The sequence below is a fragment of the Microbacterium terregens genome (assembly GCF_039534975.1).
GTDB lineage: Bacteria > Actinomycetota > Actinomycetes > Actinomycetales > Microbacteriaceae > Microbacterium > Microbacterium terregens.
The window spans coordinates 747,701-772,078 of record NZ_BAAAWH010000001.1 but is presented as its reverse complement, the minus strand read 5'-3'; the positions used below and the strand labels follow the sequence as shown (position 1 = coordinate 772,078).

19 protein-coding genes are annotated in these 24,378 nt (G+C 71.3%); 7 read left to right on the top strand and 12 right to left on the bottom strand.

Annotated features, from left to right (window positions below):
- Positions 1-39: 39 nt before the first annotated feature.
- Positions 40-834, bottom strand: coding sequence for an SDR family NAD(P)-dependent oxidoreductase (locus ABD655_RS03570; protein ID WP_344715654.1), 795 nt, complete (start codon positions 832-834; stop codon positions 40-42).
- A gap of 227 nt (positions 835-1,061) precedes the next feature.
- Between ABD655_RS03570 and ABD655_RS03565 the strand changes: the two genes are divergently transcribed.
- The 5 genes from ABD655_RS03565 (at position 1,062) to ABD655_RS03545 (ending at position 9,740) form a co-directional block, all read left to right on the top strand.
- Entirely contained in the window at positions 1,062-5,900 is a 4,839-nt protein-coding gene (locus tag ABD655_RS03565) for an Lhr family ATP-dependent helicase (protein ID WP_344711669.1), read from the top strand.
- Positions 5,893-6,666, top strand: a complete 774-nt coding sequence (locus ABD655_RS03560; RefSeq protein ID WP_344711668.1) for a DNA-formamidopyrimidine glycosylase family protein — start codon at positions 5,893-5,895, stop codon at positions 6,664-6,666. Before ABD655_RS03565 ends, ABD655_RS03560 begins: the two co-directional genes overlap by 8 nt.
- A gap of 105 nt (positions 6,667-6,771) precedes the next feature.
- The gene (locus tag ABD655_RS03555) at positions 6,772-8,208 is read left to right on the top strand and encodes an NAD(P)/FAD-dependent oxidoreductase (RefSeq protein WP_344711667.1); all 1,437 of its coding nucleotides are present in this window, start codon (positions 6,772-6,774) and stop codon (positions 8,206-8,208) included.
- A gap of 447 nt (positions 8,209-8,655) precedes the next feature.
- On the top strand, positions 8,656-9,063 hold the full coding sequence (locus tag ABD655_RS03550) for an LbetaH domain-containing protein (RefSeq protein ID WP_344711666.1): 408 nt from the start codon (positions 8,656-8,658) through the stop codon (positions 9,061-9,063).
- A 116-nt stretch (positions 9,064-9,179) separates the two neighbouring features.
- Positions 9,180-9,740: a thermonuclease family protein gene (locus tag ABD655_RS03545; RefSeq protein WP_344711665.1), complete on the top strand. Its 561-nt coding sequence runs from the start codon at positions 9,180-9,182 to the stop codon at positions 9,738-9,740.
- A gap of 13 nt (positions 9,741-9,753) precedes the next feature.
- Here ABD655_RS03545 and ABD655_RS03540 read toward each other — a convergent pair whose 3' ends face one another.
- A complete protein-coding gene (locus tag ABD655_RS03540) occupies positions 9,754-10,152 on the bottom strand; it encodes a DUF1304 domain-containing protein (protein WP_344711664.1) in 399 nt (132 codons plus the stop codon).
- A 33-nt stretch (positions 10,153-10,185) separates the two neighbouring features.
- Between ABD655_RS03540 and ABD655_RS03535 the strand changes: the two genes are divergently transcribed.
- The gene (locus ABD655_RS03535) at positions 10,186-10,929 is read left to right on the top strand and encodes a LysR family substrate-binding domain-containing protein (protein WP_344711663.1); all 744 of its coding nucleotides are present in this window, start codon (positions 10,186-10,188) and stop codon (positions 10,927-10,929) included.
- Between the two features lie 212 nt (positions 10,930-11,141).
- Here ABD655_RS03535 and ABD655_RS03530 read toward each other — a convergent pair whose 3' ends face one another.
- Genes ABD655_RS03530 through ABD655_RS03515 form a run of 4 tightly spaced genes read right to left on the bottom strand, consistent with a single transcriptional unit; the run spans position 11,142 to position 16,453 of the window.
- A complete protein-coding gene (locus ABD655_RS03530; RefSeq protein ID WP_344711662.1) occupies positions 11,142-13,613 on the bottom strand; it encodes a CHAT domain-containing protein in 2,472 nt (823 codons plus the stop codon).
- Between the two features lie 44 nt (positions 13,614-13,657).
- Positions 13,658-15,319, bottom strand: a complete 1,662-nt coding sequence (locus ABD655_RS03525; protein WP_344711661.1) for a S8 family peptidase — start codon at positions 15,317-15,319, stop codon at positions 13,658-13,660.
- Between the two features lie 56 nt (positions 15,320-15,375).
- Positions 15,376-15,846: a hypothetical protein gene (locus ABD655_RS03520; protein ID WP_344711660.1), complete on the bottom strand. Its 471-nt coding sequence runs from the start codon at positions 15,844-15,846 to the stop codon at positions 15,376-15,378.
- Positions 15,836-16,453 carry an RNA polymerase sigma factor gene (locus ABD655_RS03515; RefSeq protein WP_344711659.1) on the bottom strand — a complete coding sequence of 206 codons (618 nt, stop codon included), beginning with the start codon at positions 16,451-16,453 and terminating at the stop codon, positions 15,836-15,838. The genes ABD655_RS03520 and ABD655_RS03515 overlap by 11 nt, the downstream gene beginning before the upstream one ends.
- A 234-nt stretch (positions 16,454-16,687) precedes the next feature.
- Between ABD655_RS03515 and ABD655_RS03510 the strand changes: the two genes are divergently transcribed.
- Positions 16,688-17,431, top strand: a complete 744-nt coding sequence (locus tag ABD655_RS03510; RefSeq protein ID WP_344711658.1) for a glutamine amidotransferase-related protein — start codon at positions 16,688-16,690, stop codon at positions 17,429-17,431.
- 2 nt (positions 17,432-17,433) lie between these two features.
- On the opposite strand, the gene ABD655_RS03505 is transcribed toward ABD655_RS03510, so the two are convergent.
- The 6 genes from ABD655_RS03505 to xylA all read right to left on the bottom strand — a co-directional run bounded on the left by ABD655_RS03505 (position 17,434) and on the right by xylA (position 24,352).
- Complete coding sequence (locus tag ABD655_RS03505) at positions 17,434-17,919, bottom strand: glutaminase (RefSeq protein WP_344711657.1); 486 nt, start codon at positions 17,917-17,919, stop codon at positions 17,434-17,436.
- On the bottom strand, positions 17,916-19,118 hold the full coding sequence (locus ABD655_RS03500; protein WP_344711656.1) for a cation:proton antiporter: 1,203 nt from the start codon (positions 19,116-19,118) through the stop codon (positions 17,916-17,918). The genes ABD655_RS03505 and ABD655_RS03500 overlap by 4 nt, the downstream gene beginning before the upstream one ends.
- A gap of 34 nt (positions 19,119-19,152) precedes the next feature.
- A complete protein-coding gene (locus tag ABD655_RS03495) occupies positions 19,153-20,331 on the bottom strand; it encodes an alpha/beta fold hydrolase (protein WP_344711655.1) in 1,179 nt (392 codons plus the stop codon).
- A gap of 16 nt (positions 20,332-20,347) precedes the next feature.
- Entirely contained in the window at positions 20,348-21,208 is an 861-nt protein-coding gene (locus tag ABD655_RS03490) for a transposase (RefSeq protein WP_344711654.1), read from the bottom strand.
- A 565-nt stretch (positions 21,209-21,773) separates the two neighbouring features.
- Positions 21,774-23,078, bottom strand: a complete 1,305-nt coding sequence (xylB, locus tag ABD655_RS03485; protein WP_344711653.1) for a xylulokinase — start codon at positions 23,076-23,078, stop codon at positions 21,774-21,776.
- 83 nt (positions 23,079-23,161) lie between these two features.
- On the bottom strand, positions 23,162-24,352 hold the full coding sequence (xylA, locus tag ABD655_RS03480; protein WP_344711652.1) for a xylose isomerase: 1,191 nt from the start codon (positions 24,350-24,352) through the stop codon (positions 23,162-23,164).
- Positions 24,353-24,378: the final 26 nt, after the last annotated feature.

Sequence of the window (24,378 nt, the reverse complement as noted above, 5' to 3'; positions counted from 1 at the left end):
ATCCTGCCCGCCTGCCTCCGGGCGGGGCACTCGGGGGGGTCAGGGCAGGATCGAGTCCACGTAACCGCCGTCAACCCGCACCGCGCCCCCCGTGGTCGCCGAGGCGAGCGGCGAGCTGAGGTAGACGACCATGTTCGCGATCTCCTCGGGCTCGATGAACCGCTGCAGCAGCGACTGCGGCCGGTGGGTCCTCATGAACTCGCGCTCGGCCTCGTCCCAGGGCAGATCGCGGTCGACGAGCTCGTAGACGAAGTCCTCCACGCCGCCGGTGCGGGTGGGTCCGGCGATCACGGAGTTGACCGTGACGCCCGTGCCGGCGGCCGCCTTGGCGAAACCCCGCGAGATGGCCAGCAGCGCGGTCTTCGACATCCCGTAATGGATCATCTCGGCCGGAATCACCACCGCGGAGTCGCTGGCGATGTTCAGCACACGACCCCACCCCCGCGCCATCATTCCCGGCAGGTAGGCGCGGATGAGGCGGACCGCTGCGAGATCGTTGACCACGAAGTACCGCAGCCACTCGTCATCGCTGATCTCGAGCGGATCGGCCGCGCCGAAGATCCCCAGATTGTTGATGAGGACGTCCGGATCGGGAAGGGCGGCCGTGACCACGGCGGCCCCCTCGGGTGTGGTGACATCGGCCACCACCGGCACGAGATCCGCGCCCGGCACCGCGGCGGCGAGCTCGGCGATCGCCCGCTGGACGGATGCATCGCTGCGCCCGTTGACGCCGACCCGCGCGCCCGCCGCGGCGAGTCCGCGCGCGATGGCCAGTCCGATGCCCTGCGTGGACCCGGTCACAAGGGCGGTGCGTCCGGTCAGATCGATGAGCATGCTGGTCCTCTCGACGTCGGCGACACTCACCTGCCCGTGCGCCTCGTCGCGTCGGCACGCACGCAGGCATGTGGAGCAGCTGCGAAAACGTGTCGCAGGTGCGACGGCAGAAAGCCTAGCGAGACGACCGGTCGGCCGGGGAACACGTCGCCAGGCGCGGCAGCGGGGCTCGATCGCCCTCGGCGCAACCCCGCCCCGATGTCGTCCCCAGCGACCAAGATGGAGGAATGGCCAACGTGCTCGAGCGGTTCGGTCCTGCCACGCAGGACTGGTTCCGCGGCGCGTTCGCGGCAGCGACGCCCGCGCAGCTGGGCGCCTGGGACGCCATCTCGCACGGCAAGCATGCGCTGGTGGTCGCACCGACCGGGTCGGGCAAGACGCTCTCGGCGTTCCTCTGGGCGATCGACCGGGTCTTCTCAGAGAAGGATGCCGCACCCGCACCGGCCGCGAAGGCGCGCGGTCGCGCATCGCCGGCACCGCTCACCACAACGCGGATCCTCTACATCTCGCCGCTGAAGGCGCTCGGCGTCGATGTGGAGCGGAACCTGCGCTCCCCGCTCGTCGGGATCAGTCAGTCCGCGCGGCGCCTCGGGATCACCGTGCCCGGAGTGACGGTGGGCGTCCGCTCGGGCGACACGACCTCGTCGGACCGCCGCAAGCTCGTCACCGCGCCCCCGGACATCCTCATCACGACTCCGGAGTCGCTGTACCTGATGCTGACCAGCCAGGCCGGTGAGACTCTTCGGGGCGTGCACACCGTGATCATCGACGAGGTCCACGCGGTGGCTGCCACCAAGCGCGGCGCGCACCTCGCGGTCAGCCTGGAACGCCTTGACGACATGCTGGACCGGCCCGCGCAGCGCATCGGGCTCTCCGCGACCGTCCGTCCGATCGACGAGGTCGCCCGCTTCCTGGGCGGCTCGGCGCCGGTCGAGATCGTCGCTCCGCCCGCGACGAAGACCTTCGATCTGACGGTGGTGGTCCCCGTCGACGACATGCTCAACCCGCCGCCCCCGCCGGGCGCCGAGGTTCAGCCACCGGGCGAGGGCGCCGGATCGGAAGGGGGCGCCCCGATCGACGAGGACTGGTTCACCGACGGTGGCCGGCCCGGGACCGGCTCGACGAGCGCGCCGACCTCCTCGACGACCGAGATGACCGGCTCGCTGTGGCCGCACGTCGAAGAGGCGATCGTCGACCGCATCCTGCAGCACCGCTCCACCATCGTGTTCTCCAACTCCCGGCGCCTCGCCGAGCGGCTGACCGGACGCCTCAACGAGATCTACGCCGAGCGGCTCGGCCTGGGTGTTCCGGAGGCCGCGATCCCGGCCGCGATGATGGCGCAGGCCGGTATCAGCGCAGGTGCCGACGCGGTGCTGGCGAAGGCGCACCACGGCTCGGTGTCCAAGGAGCAGCGCGCCCAGGTCGAGGAGGAGCTGAAGGCCGGCATCCTTCGCTGCGTCGTGGCGACCAGCAGCCTCGAGCTGGGAATCGACATGGGCGCCGTGGACCTCGTCATCCAGGTCGAGGCGCCGCCGAGCGCCGCATCTGGGCTGCAGCGGATCGGCCGCGCCGGGCACCAGGTCGGTGAGGTCAGCCGCGCCGCCCTGTTCCCGAAGCATCGCGGCGACGTGCTGCACACCGCGATCGTGACCGAGCGGATGCTGGCCGGCCAGATCGAGGCGATCTCGGTGCCGCAGAACCCGCTCGACATCCTCGCGCAGCAGACGGTCGCGGCCTCTGCGCTGGGCCCGGTCGACGTCGAGGGCTGGTTCGAGACGGTCAAGCGCAGCGCCCCGTTCCGCACCCTCCCCCGCTCGGCGTACGAGGCGACTCTCGATCTGCTCGCGGGCCGATTCCCCTCCGACGAGTTCGCCGAGCTGCGGCCCCGTCTGGTCTGGGATCGTGACCAGGGAACGCTGACCGGCCGGCCGGGCGCGCAGCGCATCGCGGTCACGAGCGGCGGCACCATCCCCGACCGCGGGCTGTTCGGCGTGTTCGTCGCCGGCGAGTCGCAGAACGCGCGCGTCGGTGAATTGGACGAGGAGATGGTCTACGAGTCGCGCGTGAACGACGTGTTCACCCTTGGCACCACCAGCTGGCGCATCGTGGAGATCACGCACGACCGGGTCAACGTGCTCCCCGCGTACGGGCAGCCGGGCAAGCTGCCGTTCTGGCACGGCGATGGCCTCGGCCGCCCGGCGGAGCTCGGAGAAGCGCTCGGAAAGTTCTCCCGCGAGGTGTCGGCGTCTCCGCCCGCGAAGGCCCGCGAGCGCCTCACCGACGCGGGGCTCGACGAGAACGCATCCACCAACCTGCTCGCCTACCTCGCCGAGCAGCGCGAGGCCACCGGAACCCTCCCGACCGATAAGTCCCTCACCGTCGAGCGCGGTCGCGACGAGGTCGGCGACTGGCGCGTGATCCTCCATTCCCCATACGGCATGAAGGTGCACGGGCCGTGGGCCCTCGCAGTGAACGCGCGGATCCGCGAGCGCCTCGGGGTCGAAGGATCCGCGGTGGCCAGCGATGACGGCATCATCGCGCGGGTTCCGGATGCCGCGGCAGAACCCCCGGGCGCCGAGCTGTTCGTCTTCGAACCCGATGAGCTCGAGCAGATCGTCACCGACGAGGTCGGCGGCTCCGCGCTGTTCGCCTCGCGCTTCCGCGAGTGCGCCGCCCGCGCGCTCCTCATGCCGCGCATGAACCCGAACCGCCGGTCGCCGCTCTGGCAGCAGCGTCAGCGTTCTGCGCAGCTGCTCGAGGTGGCGCGGCGATACCCGACGTTCCCGATCATCCTCGAGACACTGCGCGAAGTGCTGCAGGACGTGTACGACGTTCCCGCGCTGCTGCGCATCGCGCGCCGGATCGGAGAGCGCAGCATCCGTCTGGTGGAGATCACGACGAGCCAGCCTTCGCCGTACGCCCGCGATCTGCTCTTCGGATATGTCGGTGCGTTCATGTACGAGGGCGACTCGCCGCTGGCCGAGCGGCGAGCGGCCGCACTGTCGGTCGATCCTGCGCTGCTGAGCGAATTGCTCGGCAAGGTCGAGATGCGCGAGCTGCTCGACCCCGAGATCATGGCGCAGTTCGAGCGGGAGGCACAGCGGCTCGACCCCGACCGTCATGCCCGGGGTCTCGAGGGCGTCGCCGACCTGCTGCGGATGCTGGGACCCCTCGACGCCGCGGAGGTCGCGGCTCGGCTCGAGCCATCGGGCTCGGGCTCGGGGTCGGGGTCGGAGGAGCACCTTCCGTCGATCGTGTCCGCGGAATCCGACGAGATCGCGTCGTCGCGGGATCAGACCGCGGCAGAGGTTCCTCGGGCTCGTTCTGACACCGCGACGACGGCCGAAGCATCCGCTCATCTGGATGAGCTGATCGCCACCCGACGGGCGATACCCGTGACGATCGCGGGGGTCACGCGCGTGGCGGCCATCGAGGACGCCGGACGACTGCGCGATGCCCTCGGTGCCGCCCTGCCCGTCGGCATCCCCAACGCGTTCCTGGAACCCTTCGCCGACCCGCTCGGCGACCTGGTCGCCCGCTTCGCGCGCACGCACGGACCCTTTCCGACGCATGCCGTCGCCACCCGACTCGGCGTCGGCGTCGCGGTCGCACGGCTCACCCTGCAGCGTCTGGAGGGCCAGGGGCGCATCGCGAGCGGGTTCTTCCTGCCTCAGACGGATGCGACCGGCGACGAGACCGAGTGGTGCGACTCGGAAGTGCTGCGGCGGCTGCGGATGCGCTCGCTCGCGGCGATCCGCGGAAGCGTCGAGCCGGTCTCGCCCGAGGCTTTCGCCCGATTCCTGCCGGTCTGGCAGCACCTCACACGACCGCTGGAGGGCATCGACGGGGTGGCCGCGGTCATCGAGCAGCTGGCCGGCGTGCCGATTCCGGCGAGCGCCTGGGAATCCCTCGTGCTGCCGTCGCGGGTCTCCGATTACACCCCCGCGATGCTGGACGAGCTCACCGCGACGGGAGAGGTGATCTGGTCCGGCCACGGCGCGCTGCCGGGCCGTGATGGGTGGGTCGCGCTGCACCCCGCCGACACGGCACCCCTCACCCTGCAGTCGCCCGAGGACGAGCTGGTCGCCGGCTCCCTCGAAGAGCGCCTCGTGGACGCGCTCGCCTCGGGCGGTGCCTACTTCGCCACCCAGCTGCGCCAGCTCACCGGCGCCGAGAACGAGCAGTCCGTGGTCGAGGCGCTGTGGAGCCTTACCTGGTCCGGCCGGGTCACCAACGACACGTTCGCCCCGATCCGGATGCTGCTCGGGGGCGGATCACAAGCCCACCGCACCGCGCGCAAGGCCCCCCGCGCGCGGCTGTATCGTGGCGCCGCGATCCCGCGGACGAGTGCGCCACCGCGGCCCCCGGCGCTCGGCGGCCGCTGGTCGCTGCTGCCCGAGCCGGAGCCCGAGCCCACGCTGCGCGCGACGGCGGCGGCGAGTCTGCTGCTGGATCGGTACGGCGTGGTCACGCGGGGGTCGGTGCAGGCCGAGGGCTTGCCCGGCGGATTCGCGCAGGCGTACCGCGTCCTCGCGGGGTTCGAGCAGGCCGGCCACTGCCGGCGCGGCTACGTCATCGAAAAGCTCGGCGCCGCACAGTTCGCGGCGTCGGCCACCGTCGATCGCCTTCGCGAATTCGCGGGGCTGCAGGACCCGCCACCGCTGCGGGCGGTCACGCTCGCCGCCACCGATCCGGCGAACCCGTACGGCGCCGCGCTGGCCTGGCCGGCGCTGGAGGGCATCGCGCATCGCCCCGGCCGCAAGGCGGGCGGCCTGGTCGTCGTCGTGGACGGCGCACTGGTGCTGTACCTGGAGCGCGGCGGCAAGTCGGCGCTCGCCTTCACGGACGATGAGGCGGTTCTGGCCGCCGGCACCCGCGATCTGGTCGCGACCGCGCGCGCACGGCGCCTCGCGACGTTGACCATCGAGCAGGTCAACGGTGTGTTCGTCTACGGCACGCCCGTCGGACGCGCACTGCGCGATGCCGGCTTCGTCGAGTCGCCCCGGGGCCTCACCCTGCGCCGCGCGACGGCCGGAGACGCGCTTCGCGAGGCGGCGCGTGCCTGAGGGCGACACCGTCCATCGCGCCGCGCAGCGGCTTCACGACGCGCTGGCCGGCAGCGAGGTCACCCGCTTCGAGCTGCGGGTGCCGCAGCTGGCCACGGCGGACCTGCGGGGCATGCCCGTGCATTCCGTCGTCGCCCGCGGCAAGCATCTGCTGCATCGCATCGGCGAGTGGACCCTGCACTCACATCTGAAGATGGAGGGCGAGTGGCGGGTGTACCGCCGGGGTGAGCCCTGGCGCAAGCCCGCGTTCCAGGCGCGCGCGATCGTGGGCACCGAGGAGTGGGACACGGTGGGGTTCGACCTCGCCGACATCGATCTGGTGCCCACGCGCGATGAAGGCAGCCTGGTCGACTACCTCGGTCCCGACCCGCTGGGCCCCGACTGGGACCCGGCGGAGGCCACCCGCAGGCTGGGTGCGGATCCCCGGGCCGCGCACGTCGCCGTGCTCGACCAGCGCAACGTCGCCGGATTCGGCAACGTGTACGCCAACGAGATGCTCTTCGTCCGCGGCATCCTGCCGACCAAGCCCGCGACCGAGGTGGATGCCGCGGCCCTTCTCGATCTGGGCGCCCGCATGATCCGCGCCAACGTGCACCGCGCGGCGCGCACCTTCACCGGCGAGGACCGCCCGGGTCGCCGGTTCTGGGTCTACGGCCGCGCCGGCAAGCCCTGCCGGCGCTGCGGCACCCTGATCCAGGAGGGCAGTCTCGGAGCGGGGCCGACGAGCGAGCGGAACGTGTTCTGGTGTCCGCGGTGCCAGGTCTGACGACGGCGGCCTCGCGCCGTCGTAGGGCTGCGCGGACACACCGCCCTCGATCGAACGGGCCCGACCCGGCAGGATGGGGACACCAACCGACAGGGGAGTGAACCCGTGGGCACGACGGTCTTCGAGCGACAGCGGCCGGCAGCATCCATCGTCGAGCACAGCCTGGCCGCGACGCGGCAGAGCATCTTCTGGCTCGACGATCTGGCAGCGCCGCCGTCTCGGGCCGCGCTGGCGGGGACCCATGACGCGGACCTCGTGATCGTCGGTGCCGGATACACCGGGCTGTGGACGGCGTTGCTGGCGCGCCGCCGCGATCCGGATGCCCGCATCGCGATCGTGGAGGCGCGGACGGTCGGCTGGGCGGCGTCCGGGCGCAACGGCGGGTTCTGCGAAGCGAGCCTCACCCATGGCCGCGACAACGGTCTGGCACGGTGGCCGGACGAGATCGACGCGCTGGATCACCTCGGCGAGCAGAACCTCGACGCGATGGGCGCCGACATCGCGGAGTGGGGGATCGACGCGGAGTGGGAGCGGGTCGGTGCGCTCTCCGTGGCGACGGAGCCGCACCAGCTCGCGTGGCTGGACGAATGGATGCAGGATGCCGCGGCCCGCGGTGAGAGCGGACTGGTGCGGCTCGATGCGGCGCAGGTTCAGGCATCCGTCGCCTCCCCGACGTATCTGGGCGCCGTCTTCGAGACGCAGTCGAACGCCCTCGTGCACCCCGGCCGACTGGCCACCGGGCTTGCGCGCGCGGCAGAGGAGCGGGACGTCCGGATCTTCGAGCACTCGCCGGTGCGGCGCATCGACACCTCCGCCGACGGCGTCGAGGTGATCACCGAGAACGGACGCATCTCCGCCCGCAAAGCGGTGCTGGCCACGAACGTGTTCCCGTCGCTGCTGAAGCGGAATGCGCTGATGACCGTGCCCGTCTACGACTACGTGCTCATGACCGAGCCGCTGACGGACGAGCAGCGTGCGGCGATCGGATGGAACGAACGGCAGGGACTCAGCGACCTCGCGAACCAGTTCCACTACTTCCGGCAGAGCGCCGACGGGCGCATCCTGTTCGGCGGGTACGACGCCGTCTACCACTACGGCGGGCGGGTGCGGGCGGCCTACGAGGACCGGCCGGAGACTTTCCGCACGCTCGCGAGCCACTTCTTCACGATGTTCCCCCAGCTCGAGGGTCTGCGGTTCACGCACCGCTGGGCGGGGGCGATCGACACCTGCTCACGTTTCTGCGCCTTCTTCGGCACGGCGCGCGGCGGAAAGGTCGCGTACGCCGCCGGGTTCACCGGTCTGGGGGTCGCGGCCACCCGCTTCGCCGGCGAGGTGATGCTCGACCTGCTCGACGGCATCCCGACCGAGCGGACGTCGCTGCGGATGGTGCGGGAGAGGCCGCTGCCGTTCCCGCCAGAACCGGCCGCCGCGATCGGCATCAATGCGACCCGGTGGTCGTTGGATCGCGCCGACCACCACGACGGGCGCCGGAATCTGCTGCTTCGGACGCTGGACGCGCTCGGCCTGGGTTTCGACTCGTAGTCCGCAGTGCTTCCGGCGGGTGCGGTGAGGGGTGCACAACGTCGCGACCGCCGCATCACCCGGTGCGCTGACCCGCGGAATTCCGCCGGCCCCCGCGCGGTCGACGCGGGAATGGCGACGTTGTGCGCACCCGCGCGCGCACGGACGCGCCGGCAGGGACGTGGCGGCACCGGCGGGGCCGTTGATGGGCGTGTGCACAACGTCACCACCGCCGCATCGGCCGGTGCGCCGACCCGCGGAATTCCGCCGGCCCCGACGCGGTCGACGCGGGAATGGCGACGTTGTGCACACCCGGGCGCCGATACCGACTCCGAAGGAATCCGATCCGCCGTCGAGACCGAATAACAGCTGCCGAGGGGTGGGTGCGGCCAAGCCGATGCGAGGGAATGAATTCGCGGCGGGTCAGGTTATTCATGTATCGGCTTGAATGCGCCGTTGGAGGGCACCGTGGGTAAGAATTACATCGACATCGAGAACGACCGTGGTGAGATGCTGCGCTACCGCAAGCACACGAACGGACGGGGCCTGATCGCGCACGGCGCGAAGGTGCACCCGAGCGCGATCGTGGAGATCGGCGCCTACGTCGAGCCCGGAGTTCACATCGCCGCCGGTGCACACGTGGGCCGCGGCGTGTGGGTGGAACAGGATGCCGTGATCGGGCCCGAGGCCGACATCGCCCCGCACGCGCACATCGGCTCGGGCGCTGCCATCGGCGCGGGAGCGAAGATCGGCGTGCGCACCTATGTCGGCACCGGCGCCCGCGTCGCCGTCGGCTCGCTCATCGGAGACGACGAGACCATCGGAGACGGCGAGCGCGTCGCGACCGACCGCCGCGGGCTGCGCCTGGCGGCCTGATCCCGCACGCCCAGCGCGGGCGGGTTGCGACCTCTGAACCCGGGGTTCTCCTTTCGAGGGCACGGGACCAGGGTCGACAGACCGGGCACGTCGACGATGCCGCCTAGGCTCGCAGCGTGATTCGACAGTTCGCGATCGGCATCCTCTGCCTCGCAGCGGTGGCGGTCGCGATCTGGCTGGCCGTGCCCCGCGATCCCGGCGATCCGGTCGGCTCGACGGCTGTGGCGGTCGAGGATCCGCCCGGCATCCCGGACGACGCGTTCGAGATGACCGTCGAGAGCGTGCACGACGGCGACACCCTGCGCGCGCACGTTGCGAAGCCGAACGGCGTCGTGACCGATGCCGGCTCGACCCGCGTCCGCCTCATCGGCGTGGACACACCCGAGATCGCGCCGGAACCGGAGTGCTGGGGCACGGAGGCGACAGCCCGGCTTCGCGCGCTGCTCCCGCCGGGCTCCACGGTGTGGGGCGCCCCTGACCGCGAGGTGCTCGACCGGTACGACCGGCACCTGCTGTACCTGTGGACGCCGGACGGGCTCTTCGTCAACGCCGAACTGGTGGCGCAGGGCGACGCGGCCGTTCTGCCCGTGGCCCCGAACACGCGTCACGAGACGCTGCTGCGTTCCCTCGAGGCGGAGGCATCCATGGCCGGACGCGGACAGTGGGGCGCGTGCTGAGCCCGGTCAGCGGTCAGGCGAACAGGAACAGCACGAAGCCGATCAGCGGCAGGGTGCCCTGGATCAGCGCCGGCCGCAGATAGGTGCGGCCGCTGGTCAGCAGCACGAGCGACGCCGCGACCATCGAGCCGAGGCTGAACAGCACCAGCGTCACGCCCCCGACCCGTAGCGCAGACTCTCCACCGCCGGCCCAGAACAGCACCAGCCCGAGGGTCGCCCCGATCGCGAGGAACAGGTTGTAGAACCCCTGGTTGTACGCCATCGGCTTGGTCGTATCGGCTGCGGCCTGGTCGGGAACTCCGAAGCGCTTCCACACCCGCGGCTGCGTCCACTGCACGCTCTCCATCACGAAGATGTACACGTGCAGGAGCGCAGCGAGGGCTGCGAAGACCGTTGCGATGATCGCGATCATGAGCGAACACTAGCGCCCGACTACGCTTGCCGCATGGCGAAAAGCGGTGGTTCGCGCGGCCGTTCCGGTCGACCGGCGGGATCAGCGCGCCCGGCGCGACGCAATCGCGCTGCGGTACCTCAGCGGACGGCGAAGGCGAAGACGCCCAAGGCCGTCACCCCGGCGCCTCCCCCACCGCCGGCCGCGGCCAGGTTCGTGCTCGGGGCGATTCCGGGCGCTACTCTCGGCGGCTGGGTCGACGCGTGGCGCGAGCGGATGCCGCGGACCGAGTTGCAGCTGCACCCCCTCGATTTCGCGACGCAGCGCACCGCGCTCCTCGAGCAGGGCCTCGACGCGGCGGTCGTGCGTCTGCCGATCGACACCGACGGCCTGTCCGTGATCCCGCTCTACGACGAGACGGCTGTCGTGGTCACCTCGGCCGAGTCGCACCTGACGGCCGCTGACGAGCTCGAGATGGGCGATCTCGCCGGGGAGATCCTGATCGTGCCGCGCGACGATGTTCTCGGCCCCGTGGTCCCGGGCGCCGCGTCGGCGACCTTCGCCCCGCCGGAGGACACCGAGCAGGCGATCGCCACCGTCGCCGCCGGGGTGGGGATCATCATCGTCCCCATGTCGCTGGCGCGTCTGCACCGCCGCAAGGATGCCGCCTACCGGCCGTTGCGCGACGGGCCCACGTCCACGGTCGCCCTGGTCTGGCCGACCGAGCGCACCACCCCGGAGGTCGAGGCGTTCATCGGAATCGTCCGCGGGCGGACACCGAACTCGTCCCGCGGCTGAGACGTCGATCGGGGGATGTCGCCGACCTGGGTCTCTGCGACATCCCCCGCGGAACGGCCGACGAAGACCGACGCGCCCCGATCGCGCCCCACCGGTCTTCGTGCCCCCAGCAGACGATGCCCCCCGGTATCGCCCTGCGTGGGCCGTTCTACCCATCAGGAGCCGGCATCCGCCGTCCTGATACATCCGTGGCGAACTTTCCTGCCGGAGACTCAGAAACCCGACCCGTGCACCTGGAAGGGGGCGACGATTCCCGTGCGATCGGACGCCGCGGCCAACGCCACGCTGGGAGCCTCCCCCGCGGCAAGCCCCTCGTGCATCGCACCCAGCAGCTCGCAGGCGTCGTCGTCGGCGACGACCACGGGCGCGGCGACGACGCAACGCACGCCGGCGTGCAACCAGACCCGCGTCATGCCGATCGCCTCCTCGCCCCAGCGCACTGACGAACGGCCCACCTCGCACGCCGACAGCACCACCGTGTCGGGAACACTCTCGATGAGATCGACGTCGTAGCCGAAGAGCGTGCCGTCGGCGAGTTCGAGACCGGAGAACAGCGGATGGTCGACCGCGTGGCGGCCATGTGCCGCGATATGCAGCACATCCACGCGCGAGGCCAGCTGCGTGGTCTCGGCGATCCCCGCCGGGGCGAGCGTTGCGGCTCCGGGCCACGCCGCGGCTCCGGCAGTCGCCTCCTCGAGGCCGCGCGGCACGCGAGGACCGACGGCGAACCCTGCCGACACCGGACGCCGAGGCTGTCGCTCGAAACGCAGCCACCGGGATGCCGATGCGGCGAGAGTGAATGTCCGTCCGCGCATGGCAGGCAGCATCGCCCAGGGCACTCCGTTCAGGACGCCCGGCACCGTGAGGACGATCCGGCGCCCGTCGACCAGAGCAAGGGCCGGATCGAGCAGGGACCGCGACAGTGCGGCGAGGCGGTGCTCGAGAGAGCGGCGAACGACGTCCGCCATCGGCCCCTCACGGACGGTCGCCACCATGTCGAGATCCGACCGCAGCCCCGACATCAGCCGCTGGATGCCGGACCACTCATCGAGCGGGACGATGCGCGTGCCCTCGGTCGTGACGATCAGAACCGACAGCCCCTCCGGCGAGAAGACGAAAGCCGCGAGCGCCGTCGAGTCGTCGAGTGCCGCGTGGAACTCGTCCAGTGTCGCGCGCTTGTGGACTTCGACCGAACCTGTTCCGGACCACTGCCGCTCGCGTGCCCGGTTCCGCAATTCGGCGGCACGTGGACTGGCGGGCCAGTCATCGGAGTCGGCCTTCAGCATGCGCAGCTCGGCGAGGTCGTCAGCGAGTGCCTCGTCGCGGGGGGGACGCAGCGGCACGACTTGCAGGCTCAGGTGCCGCGCGCGTTCCGCCCACTCGAACATGACGTCTGGCCGCCCCGATCGCATCGCGGAGCTCAGCCCTGCGCCCATCAGCCCGTTCCCGTGCATCGCGATCGACGTCTGCAGGTCGAGGCTGCCGAAGTCCCGTTGCCAGTCCGCGAATGCGTCGAGGCCGCGCGCAGCGTGCCGACCGGCCTCGGAATGCCGACCGCGTGCCGCCGCACGTACCGCGCGCACCTCGTGTGCGAGCAGCCGCACATCCAACGTCGCCGTCGCCGGCACTCGGGTGGAGGATCGCTCGCCCGCGCCCGCGAGACCGGTGCGCGCCGCCCACAGCTGACGCGTCAACCGCAGTGCCGCCGCTTCGCTGCGCAGCCCCTCCCGGTCGAGGGCCGACGCCGCCTGATCGACCTCCTCCGCGCGCGGCACGCGCGCGGGGCCGGGCACCACGGCGCCGCCGTGGACGACCTGCCCGCCGCTGAGCTCAGCCCGCAGCCGAACGGCCTCCGCTCGCTGTGCCCACGGGTCGTTCCCGATGGCGCGAAACCGTCTGGTCGCGGTCGCAGCGACTCTCCGCGCGCGGGCCGGGTCGTGCGTGAGCAGCGACGATGCGAGCTGGAATTCGGCTTCAGCGCGCTCCTTGGGCATCCGGGCCGATCCGAACACCCTCGCCGCGCGAGTCAGCAGTTCCTCCGCCTCCCGCGTCAGGCCGGCCTCCCGGAGGACTTCCGCGCGATCCAGGTCGCTGATCGCGCTCCCCGGCCGCGATGCGGCCGCCAGCGTCTCCCGGGCGGCAGTCATCTCCGTGAGAGCAGCCACGAGATCACCACGAAGCAAATCGATGTACCCGAGGTTGTGCCGCGCCTCGGCCTCGTCGACGGCGAGGGCGCTCCGCGCGTAGATCTCGGCGGCCGTACCGGTGTCTTGCGCGGCGCGGTCGAGTTCGCGACGCTGCATGCTGATCAGGCTGCGGTTGATGAGCAGATGGGCGCGGGCGACCGGCTCATCGATCGTGGCGATCGCGCGACTCAACCACTGGTCGGCGTCGTCCAGCCGCCCGGCGAATTCGGCGATCGATCCGAGCTGACCCTCGAGGATCGCCGTCGTCGCGCTCGACAGCCCGGGACCCTGCAGGGTCTCAAGACACAGCTGCTCCGCCTCTGCCACCCTTCCCGTCCGCACCAGGATGACCGCTCGGGTACCCGCGATGCGCCCACGGAGGTCGACGTCGTCGGTCAGCGCCTCGGCGCGCGCCAGCGTGCGCTCCGCAGCGGTGAGCCTGCCGCGGTTGGCCAGCTCTACCGCCGCGCGGTGAAGAGACTCCGCCGAACGCCCCATCCCCACATCATGCCGTCATCGGCGAACCCGGGCACAGCGCCACCTCATCGCGACGGCGCTCGCCCATCTCGCAGGGAACGGAGCACGCGCTTGTTCGCCTTCCGCAGCGCCGCCACTCGATCCGACGCCGTGGTCAACGCGCCGGCCATGAGAGGCTCGGCCAGTTCCGCGGCCAGCCGCGCGGCCGCGTACGGCGCGGCGAACGAGGTGCCGCTCCACAGTGCGAAGCCGCCGGTCAGGTCATCCGGGTCGATCGTCTCGCGCGGCAGCTCGCCGCGGTCATCGCGCACGCTCGGCTGCATTCCGCCGTTGAAGGGCGGCTGCGTGCTCATCACGGTCGCCCCGGGCGCGAAGGTCGACACCCACGGACCGAGGTTGCTGAACAGCGCAACCGTTCCGTTGGGGTTGAGTGCGCCGACCGACAGGTGCGGCGCCGCGTCCCGAGGATCGGGCACGACGAACTCGGCATCCGGCCACGCCCACAGCGCCGCCGGGAAGGCCGGCCGGTCCGTCGCGTCATTGCCGGCGGAGCAGACGATGGCGCACCCCCGACGACGCGCCACGAGCAGCATCTCGGCGAGCGTGCGATCGAACAGGTGGTCCTCGGGCGTCTCGTGGTAGTACCCGAGCGACAGGTTGATGACGTCGATCTGACGGCCTCCCTGGCGCGGAGTGCGGGCCATCCACTTCACGAGGGACCGCACCGCGAGGATGAAGTCGCCCTCCAGCACATGGCCTTCACTGTCGGCCACGCGCACGCTGATGACATCGGCTTCCGGACAGACCTGCCGGATGATTCCCGCGATGAAGGTGCCGTGTCCGGCGGACTCGTCGAGGGCACCGTCGAACGGTCCCGCGAGGTCTCCGGTGAGCTCGGGATCCGTCTCACGGTCAGCCAGACCGATCACCTTCCGGTCCAGTTGCGGATAGCGCGTCACCACGTCATCGGGCAGCCACTCGTGCGCACCGCACCCGGTGTCGAGCACAGCCACCACCGGGCGGCGCCCGCGTTTGGAGAGCGTGGCCGTCCGGACGGGGGGCGGGCCGACGTAGGAGACGACCTGTCTGCCGCCACTGCCCGGCTCCCCGTAGCTGTCGATTCCGTAGGGATTGGTCTTGGTCCCGAACGGGTTCGTCTTCGTTCCGAAGGGGTTCGTCTTCGTCCCGAATGGGTTCGTCTTGGTCCCGAATGGGTTCGTCTTGGTCCCGAACGGATCGACCGACATGACGTGGTCCAGGGTCACGCCTGCGAGCGCCTTGCCATTTCGCGCCCGCGCCCGCTGGAGCAGCCTCCACGCGTCGATGGGCGGCACCGGCTGATCGTCCTTGTCAGGGCTGGGCTGCGGGAAGATCCGCACCCGGTAGATCGTCGGCAGGTCCAGCTCGCGCCGGCCGCGACGGGCGCGTTCGGTCGCCGTAACGACGTCCAGATCGGTCCCGTCGATATTCTGCAGTTCGATACCCCAGCCGAAGTCCGCCGCGGCGGGGCGAAGCGCGTCGAGTACGGGTTCGAGGTCCTCGGTGCTGGTCACGAGAAGGTGGTCCGGAGCATACGAGGTCGGGTAGGCGTTGACTCCCTCGACCGGCTCACTCGTCGGGTCCAGGGGCACGCCGGAGGCGCGGGCCGCATCGTAGCGATGGCGCCAGTTATGCGGGCGACCGCCCGCTGAACCGCGCGCGGGATCGCCGGGGGGCAGAGTGCTCATCTCTTCTCCTCGTCATAGAAAGGATGCCGGGCCCACGGCCGCGGCATCCGCTCGGTTCACACCTCGAATTGTGGGGTTTGGAAGTCACGCATATCGCCGTCTCCGGCGCGGACGATCAGACGCAGACGAGACGCGCCGCGGGGCACATCCTCGAAGGCGAACCTTCCGTGCTCGCCGGGCTCGGTGGTCCACTCGCGCTCGCCTTGGCTCAGGCGAATGGCAAGCGCCGCGGCATCCACCCAGCCGTCGATGCGGCGCGTGCCCTCCTCGGTCGCGGACACGTGCACCAGGATGCTCGTCGTGCCATCGGTGAACTGCAGGGTCGCCGTGTCGGTCTCGCCCCGCACGGCGGACAGTTCGGAGGCTTCGACGAGCGTGAGCATCGCGTACTCGCGGGAGAGGTCTTCGACGGCGACGGTCGCCACCATCCGGTCGACGAGGTCGGCCGGCATCGGGTCGGCGTCCTGCCACATCGCACGCATCCGGGCGAACAGGGCCGCGTCGGCGGCGAAGTCTTCAGTCTCCATCGGAATACCCTCCTTCGCCGTCGCCCTCCAGCAGGGCGCGGAGCTTGCCGAGACAACGCCGACGCGTCGGCCCGATCGACCCGATCGGCATGGCCATGTCCTGCGCGATGCGCGCATAATCGGGTCGCTCCTCGAACGCGACGATGCGCAGCAGGCGCTGGCACCGCTCGTTGAGTCGCGTGACGGCGCGCCACAGACGACGGGATCGGTCGTCGGTGACGGCGGTCTGCTCTGCGGACTCCTGGGTAGGAAGATTCGGTTCGAGGCTCTCCATCTCGGTCGGGTCGGCGCGGCGCTGCAGCTTGCCCACCCGCCACGCCTCGCGGCGGGCGACCATCGTCAGCCACCCCGAGACGGCCAGCGGCTCGGTGATCGCCGTGTGCCGGCGCACCAGCGTGAGCCACGTCGTCTGCACGACGTCCTCGGCCAGCGCGCGGTCCAGACCGTACGCACGGACCACGTGCCACAGCAGCGGGGTCATCAGCCTCACGAGCTCGTCCATCGCGCGGGTATCGCCATCGCGCCATCTCAGGAACAGGGCTGCGGCGCGCTCCCACCGCGTCGGCTCGGCGGAGCCGACTGATGCTTCGGCGCTCTCGTGCGTCATAGCGCCCATTGTGTCCACTCCCAGAGGAGCGCGATAGGAGCAATCCTGATACACCGGGCCTCAGCACACCGAGGTTCGTCGCCTCAACGCCGCTTTGCGGCATTGACCCGACCCCTCGGCGCAACGGAGCGGAAGATGTCTCGATACGCGCGCTGAGCGCGCTACTCGACCTAGACCCGGGTCGCCTCAACGCCGCTTTGCGGCATTGACCCGACCCGCGTCTAGACTCACGCCATGACGACGGCGCCGCTGCTCTACGTGTGCGTGCGGCCGCAGCAGGGTGCGGCCGCAGCGGAATACGAGTCCTTCCGCGCGGGCGCCCGCCTCGACGACGCGCAGCTGGTTCAGCTCGACCTCGTCCGCGACCCGCTGCCCGATGACGCCTTCGAGCGCTACAGCGGATTCTTCGTCGGCGGCAGTCCCTTCAACGTGACCGACCCGGAATCGTCGAAGACCGACGTGCAGCGCCGGCTCGAAGCCGATCTGGAGCGCATCGCGACCGCGACCATGGATTCCTCCGGTCCGGCCGCGCTGTTCACGTGCTACGGCATCGGCATCGTCACGCGCCTCCTCGGCGGCGAGGTGACCCGTGCCTACCGGGAGGACACCGGACCCGTCTCGGTCGACCTGACCCCCGACGGGGAACGCGATCCACTGCTGGGGACGCTCGCCCGCCGGTTCACCGCGCTGGCCGCCCACAAGGAGGGGTCCGGTCACGTTCCGCCCGGAGCCACGCTGCTCGCCACGAACGAGGCATCCCCCGTCCAGGCGTACCGCGTCGGCGACCGCCTCTACGCGACGCAATTCCACCCCGAGCCCACGACGCAGGCATTCACCGAGCGCATGGCCGTCTATCGCGACGACGGCTACTTCCCCGCCAGCGACTACGAGACGGTGGCCGGTCGCGTGCTGGCGGCATCCGTCACCGAGCCGGCACGGTTGCTGCGCGCCTTCGCACGCACGTTCGGCCCGGGCTGACGCTACGCGCCCGCCGGCGGGTGCAGCAGCAGGTCGACGCGCTCATCGAGGTACTGCGCCAGCGGCATGAAGCCACCCGCGGCGCTCCAGCGCACCCGGGGGGTGCCCTCCTGCAGCACGAGCGGGCCGGATGCCGCGCCGCGATCGACCGCGTCGACATCGAGCAGCTGCCACCCGATGTGCACGGTCTCGCCCTCCGCGATACCGCCGAGAGCGGCGGCGGCGGCCAGCTCGGCTCGACGGCGCTGCGATTCCGCGGTGAAGCCACGGCGCACCTCGCGGCGCGCGCGCACGATGTCGCCGGTGGCCAGCACCTCGTCGTCGGTGAGCAGCAGCACCCCCAGGTGCCAGGCGGCGCCACGACGGACGATGCGCGTCGATCGGCCGATCCCGAACAGCCGCCGCGGCGTGATGAGCTCGCCGAGGGCCTCCTGCGGCGCGCCGGCGAGGCGAGAGCGTGCCTGCTGGATGAGCGCGTTCGTGCTCACGCGCGATCGTCCTCCAGCTCGGCGGATGCCGTCACCTTCCGCTCACCGCGCAGGCTCATCGCGATCAGCGGGAACAGCAGCACCGACAGCATCCCCGCGCCGACCAGCACGGCCGCTGCGGCGCTGGGCAGGATGCCTTCGTCGACGCCGATCCCGGTGACGGCGACGATGATCGGCAGACCGGTCGCCCCGAGCAGGGCGACGGCGATCCGGTCGCGCGGCGTGGAACCGGCCGGTGCGGCGAGCATCGACGGAAGACCGCGCACCAGGAACAGGAGGATGACCACGAGCGGCACGACCGCCAGCAGGATGGGGGTCTCCATCAACGAGGCCAGGTCGAACGTGACGCCCGTGTAGATGAAGAAGACGGGCACCAGGAAGCCGAAGGCGACGGCCTCGACCTTGCTCTCCACGACCCTGCGGTCCGATTCCCTGGCGTCGCGCATGAGCAGGCGCCAGACGATTCCCGCGGCGAACGCGCCCAGCAGCAGGTCGAGGTCCAGGACGATGCTCAGCGCAACCAGAGCCGCGAGGATCAGGAACACGACGCGGATCGCGAACTGACCGGACGTGTGCAGCGAGGCGTTGACGGCACGGTGCATCGCGCCTCTCGGCATCCGGAACGCCAGCCAGATCGCCAGGCCGGCGACCACGCCGAAGATCAGCAGCACGATCGACTCGATGCCCGGATCGCGCCCGCCGAGGAACAGCGAGATCGCGATCAGGGGTCCGAACTCGCCGACCGCGCCGATCGCCCCGATCGCCCGTCCGAAGGGTGTGTGCAGCTCGCCGGCGTCGCGCAGGATCGGAAGGATGGTCCCGAGCGCTGTCGAGGCCAGGGCGACGCCGACGATGATCGCGATCTCGCCGGGGAAGAGGATCCACGTGAGCGCCACGCCGGCGGCGAGGCTGATCAGCCAGCCGCCGGCGGCCGCGCGGCCGGTGCGGCCCCGGAAAGCGGTGAACTCGATCTCGGATCCGGCGACGAAGAACAGCATGGCCAGACCGAACTCCGACAGCGCCCCCACGAAGTCCGACGCCTCCGCCCAGCCCAGCAGCGACGGGCCGACGAGAATCCCGAGCAGAAGCTCGAACACCACGATGGGGATGCGCACCCACCTGCCCAGGCTGCGCGCGAACAGCGGCGCCAGCACGGCGAGCAGCGGAATGACGAGAAGGGTCGGCTCGAGCTGGTCCACGATTCACCGTACCGACTCGCCGGGGCCGCCGCGGTCAGCGCAGCACGTCGTCCAGCCATTGCATGAGACCGGGCAGCGCAAGGTATGCGACGGTGCCGTGCGTGGCGAAAGGAATCGTCTCGTAGGTCACGCGGACGCCGAGAGAGGCCTCGTGCTGCACGAAATCGGCCGTGTCATCGGGGACGACGAGCTCGTCGTCCAGTCCCTGCGCGATGAACAGGGGCGCGTCGAACCCGGTCGAGCCCGCCGAGTTCTCGGCCAGCAGCGCGGACCACGGCGCAGTGGTGGTGGGGTCGCTGGTCGTGAAGTCGCCGATGAGCGGCTGACCGATCTCGTGCAGTTCGGGGATGTTGCTGAGCAGGCACAGCCGGTTCATGCGCGGCACGGTCTCCAGAGCGGCGGGCGTCAGGATGTCGGCCAGCTCGGCGTCGGGATACACGGATGCGAACGCCGTGAACGCGTAGGAGCCGATCGTGACGCCGGAGATGTCGTCCAGGTGGGCGCTCATCAGGTCGATGAGGTTCGCGGCGGGCGCTGCGGCGGCGACCGCCTCGATCCGCAGCTCGGGGGCGTACGAGGCCGCCCCCTCGGCCGCGAACAGGACTGCGGCGCCGCCCTGCGAATGCCCCCACAGCACGACGCGGTCACTCGCCCGCGCCTCGGGCACGCTGCGCGCGGCGCGCACGGCATCCAGCACGGCGTTGCCGCCGGTGACCCCGACGAGGTAGGAATCGGGACCGTCGGTGCCCATCCCGACGTAGTCGGTCGCCACGACCGCGTACCCGCGATTGAGCAGGAAGCGCAGACCCTCGATCCCCAGGAACGGATCGAAGCCGTACGACGGCGCGCAGTCGCGGGCGGCTCCGGTCGTCGGATGCCCCCACGACACGACGACGCGTCCGCCCGGCGGGGCGGGCAGAAGCGGAACGACGAGCACACCGGTGGCGACCACGCCGTCGCCGTGGACATCCGTCGTGCGGTACATGATCCGCCAGGCTCGGGCGGCGAGGGGCGCCCCCAGCAGCGGGTCGATCTTCACGAGCGATCCGGGGTCGCCGGTCGCGGCATCCGGGGGCTGTTCGTAGAACGCGTCGATCCCGGCCCGCTCCAGCGCATCACCGGCGACCCGCACCGCCTCGACGGCGACCACACCGCTCAGCACGGCCAGCAGAGCCGCCATGAAGACGGTCGCCCACCGGTACCCGGGTTTCACGCGGTCGTCTTCGCACTCATCCGAGCGTCTCGCGTGCCCGGTCGGCCTGCCGCGCCGCCGCGCGCGCCTTGTCCGCAGCTTCGGACCGAACGGTTTCCAGGCGCGCCGCCTCGTGATCGGCCTTGTCCGCGTCCACTTCGAGACGAGCGAGCTCGGCGCGCAGATCCCCGACCCGCTCCCGCAGCAGGTCACCCCGCTCGCGGACCTTCGCCAGTGCGGTGTCGATGCGGGTGAGTTCACGCTCCGCTTCGCCCGAGGCGCGCTCGGCCTCGCGCAGCGCGCGCTCCGCCGCCTTGCGCGCCCGCCTCTCGGCGAGGTCGTCACGGGTGGGAGCAGGTGCGTCCGGGACTCCCGGCAGGCTGCCTCCGACGGCATCGGACACGTCGACGGCGTCGAACCCGCCGGCCTCCAGCGGGCGGATGAGGCGCCCCGTCATGACGGCTGCGGCAGCCGCGGCATCCATCACCGCCGCATTGAGGGTCTTCTCCACGTCCGTGCGCGCCGAAGCGCTGACCGCGACGCCGCGATCGCGCGCGAGGTCGACCGCCTGCGTCGCGAGGGCAGTGACCAGCGCGCGACGCTGACGGCTCAGCCGGCCGAGCTCGGCGGCGTCGAGGTCGTCCTGCGCCTCGCGCAGCGCGCCGGCCAGCTCGAGGGCCTCGCCGAGTTGCCCGTCGCGCGCCAGCAGATCGACGGCCCAGGCCGACGCGGTCGGCTTGCGCAGAGCCTTCACCTTGGCGGCGAGAGCCCGATCGGATGCCGCGGCCCGCACGTTCCGCGCCGCGGTGAACTCCTCGGGGGGCAGTGCGTACAGCTCCGCGGCGATCTCGTCCAGCTGCGCTTGGTCGGCGGCGGCCTTGTCGGCGGAGGGGTGCACGGGACCATTCTGTCGGGCGGGCCCCCCGAGCGCGAGAAGCCCGCGGCTCGTGGCTCGCGTTCGGTGGCTCCCCTGTCACAACACGCCGACGCCACCCGCAGATCGCGACAGGCGAGCACCCCGGCTCCGGCGCGACCCCGGGGCTCCGCTGTCACGACATGCCGACGCGACCCACAGATCGCGACAGGCGAGCACCCCGGCTCCGGCGCGACCCCGGGGCTCCGCTGTCACAACACGCCGACGCCACCCGCAGATCGCGACAGGTGAGCAAGACTGACCGGCGGCGAGCCGGGGACTCAAGGCGAGCTGCGACCCCGGCATTCGAGGTGGCTGCGAGCCGCGGACTCGCGGCGAGCTGCGACCTGGGGACTCCTGGCAAGCGCGACTCTGGGGTTCCCCTGTCACAACATGCCGACACCGCCCACGCATCGCGACAGGCGAGCACCCGGGTCCGGCGCGACCCAGGGTTCCGCTGTCACAACACGCCCCCGCCACCCACGCATCGCGACAGGCGAGCCAAAGTGCGCGGCTGCGAGTCGGCGCGGCGCCCCGGGGGGCTTCCGACTCAGGCTCGAGCGACGAGCGCCGCCTGTCGCGCCGCTCCGAGCGCGACGTACTCCCCCGGGGGCGGGACCTCGACGGGAATGCCGAACACCTGGGGTGCGATCGTGCGCACCGCCTCCGACTGCGCGCCTCCGCCGATGAGCAGCGCCCGCTCCAGCGGAACACCCAGCGACCGCAGCGCGGAAAGCCCCGCGGCGAGGCCACTCAGCATCCCCTCGACCGCAGCCCGGGCGAGGTTCTCGCGGGTCGTGGAGGCGAGGGTCATGCCGGTGAGGGATGCTGTGGCATCGGGCAGATTCGGCGTCCGCTCGCCCTCGAAATAGGGCACCAGACGAAGTCCGCGCGCGCCCGGTTCGGCGGCGAGCGCGAGCCGGCCGAGCTCGGCGTGGTCGACCGCCAGGAGGCCGGCGACGGCGTCGAGCACACGGGCGGCGTTCAGCGTCGCGACCAGTGGCAGGAACCGGCCTGTGCAGTCGGCGAACCCCGCGACCGTGCCGCTCGGATCGATCGTGCGCTGGTCGCTCACCGCGAAGACCGTGCCGCTCGTGCCGATCGAGACCACGACGTCTCCGGGGCCCGCGCCGAGGCCCAGCGCCGCGCCGGCGTTGTCGCCCGCCCCTGGCCCGACCCTGCGGCCGGCGTCGTCGAGCACCCATTCCGCCGGGCCGAGCACGCGCGGAAGGATCGCGTCGTGTCCCAGAGCCGCGGCGAGCAGCTCACGGTCGTACCCGCCGCTCGCCGGGTTCCAGTAGCCCGTGCCCGAGGCATCCGATCGATCGGTGACGAGCTCGTCGAGCACCGGCCCACGCGGGGACTCCCCCTCGGGACCGAACCCGCGCAGCCGCCAGGTCAGCCAATCGTGGGGCAGCGCGACCGCGGCCACGCGTGCGGCGTTCTCGGGCTCGGAGTCGCGCAGCCACCGCAGCTTCGTGATCGTGAACGACGCGACGGGCACCAGTCCGCTCCGCTGGGCGAGGGCCTCGGCGCCGAACTCGGCGATGAGGTCCACGGCCGCCGCTGCGGAGCGCGTATCGTTCCACAGCAGCGCGGGACGGATGACGCGGCCGGCGTCGTCGAGCACGACCATGCCGTGCTGCTGACCGCCGATCGCCCACGCCGCGAGATCCGCCGTCCCGCCCGCCGCCGCGATCGCATCCTGCAGCGCGCTCCACCAGGCGGCCGGATCCACCTCGGTGCCGTTCGGGTGCGTAGCGCGGCCCTCGCGCACGATGGCGTTGGTCTCGGCATCCGTCACCACGACCTTGCAGGACTGCGTCGACGAGTCGACTCCCATGACCAGCGTCATCGCTCGCCCTTCCCTTCAACCGTGTCCCACTTCTGCATCCGACACGCCGTGCCGGGCATGCAGAAGTGGGACACCGAAACCGATCAGCCGCGCGCGCCGAGCAGGTGCTCGGTCGCGAGCTGCTGCAGGCGGACGAACCCGAAGCCCTTGCCGCCGAGGTACACCGACGGGTCGAAGTCCTCGTAGGCCGAGCGGTCGGCGAGGAAGTCCGTGTAGCTCTCGCCCTCGTTCAGCGTCGGCACCGACAGCTCGGCGACCTTGGACGCCTCGAGCGCCTCCTGCACCTCGGGGTCGGCGCGGAAGGCCGCGGCGCGCTCCTTGAGCAGCAGGTACGTGCGCATGTTGGCGGATGCCGAATCCCACACGCCCTTCTCGTCCTCGGTGCGGCTGGGCTTGTAGTCGAAGTGGCGAGGGCCCTCGTAGGCGGGCACGCCACCGGGTCCGCCGTTCTCGAGCAGATCCACCAGCGCGAAGGCGTTGTGCAGATCGCCGTGACCGAAGACGAGATCCTGGTCGTACTTGATGCCGCGCTGGCCGTTCAGATCGATGTGGAACAGCTTGCCGTGGTACAGCGCCTGGGCGATGCCGGCGGCGAAGTTCAGCCCGGCCATCTGCTCGTGCCCGACCTCGGGGTTCAGGCCGACCAGCTCGGGGCGCTCGAGCGAGTCGATGAACGCGAGCGCGTGGCCCAGGGTCGGCAGCAGGATGTCGCCACGGGGCTCGTTCGGCTTCGGCTCGATGGCGAAGCGGATGTCGTAGCCCTTGTCGGTGACGTAGTCCCCGAGCAGGTTGACGGCCTCGCGGTAGCGCTCGAGCGCCTGGCGGATGTCCTTGGCCGCGTCGTACTCGGCGCCCTCGCGGCCGCCCCACATCACGAACGTCTTCGCGCCCAGCTCGGCACCGAGGTCGAGCTGGCGGAACACCTTGCGCAGCGCGAAGCGCCGCACATCGCGGTCGTTCGAGGTGAAGCCGCCGTCCTTGAACACCGGGGCGCTGAAGAGGTTCGTCGTCACCATCGGCACGATCATGCCGGTGTCGGCGAGCGCACCCTTCAGGCGGTCGATCTGCTTCTGGCGTTCGGCATCCGTCGAGCCGAAGGCGAACAGGTCGTCGTCGTGGAAGGTGAGGCCGTAGGCGCCGAGCTCGGTGAGCTTCTCGACGGCGTGGACGACGTCAAGCGCAGGACGAGTCGGTCCGCCGAATGGATCGGTGCCGTTGTATCCGACGGTCCAGAGTCCGAACGAGAATTTGTCGGCAGTTGTGGGGGTAGGCATGACGCTCCTTCGCGGGAATTGTTGCG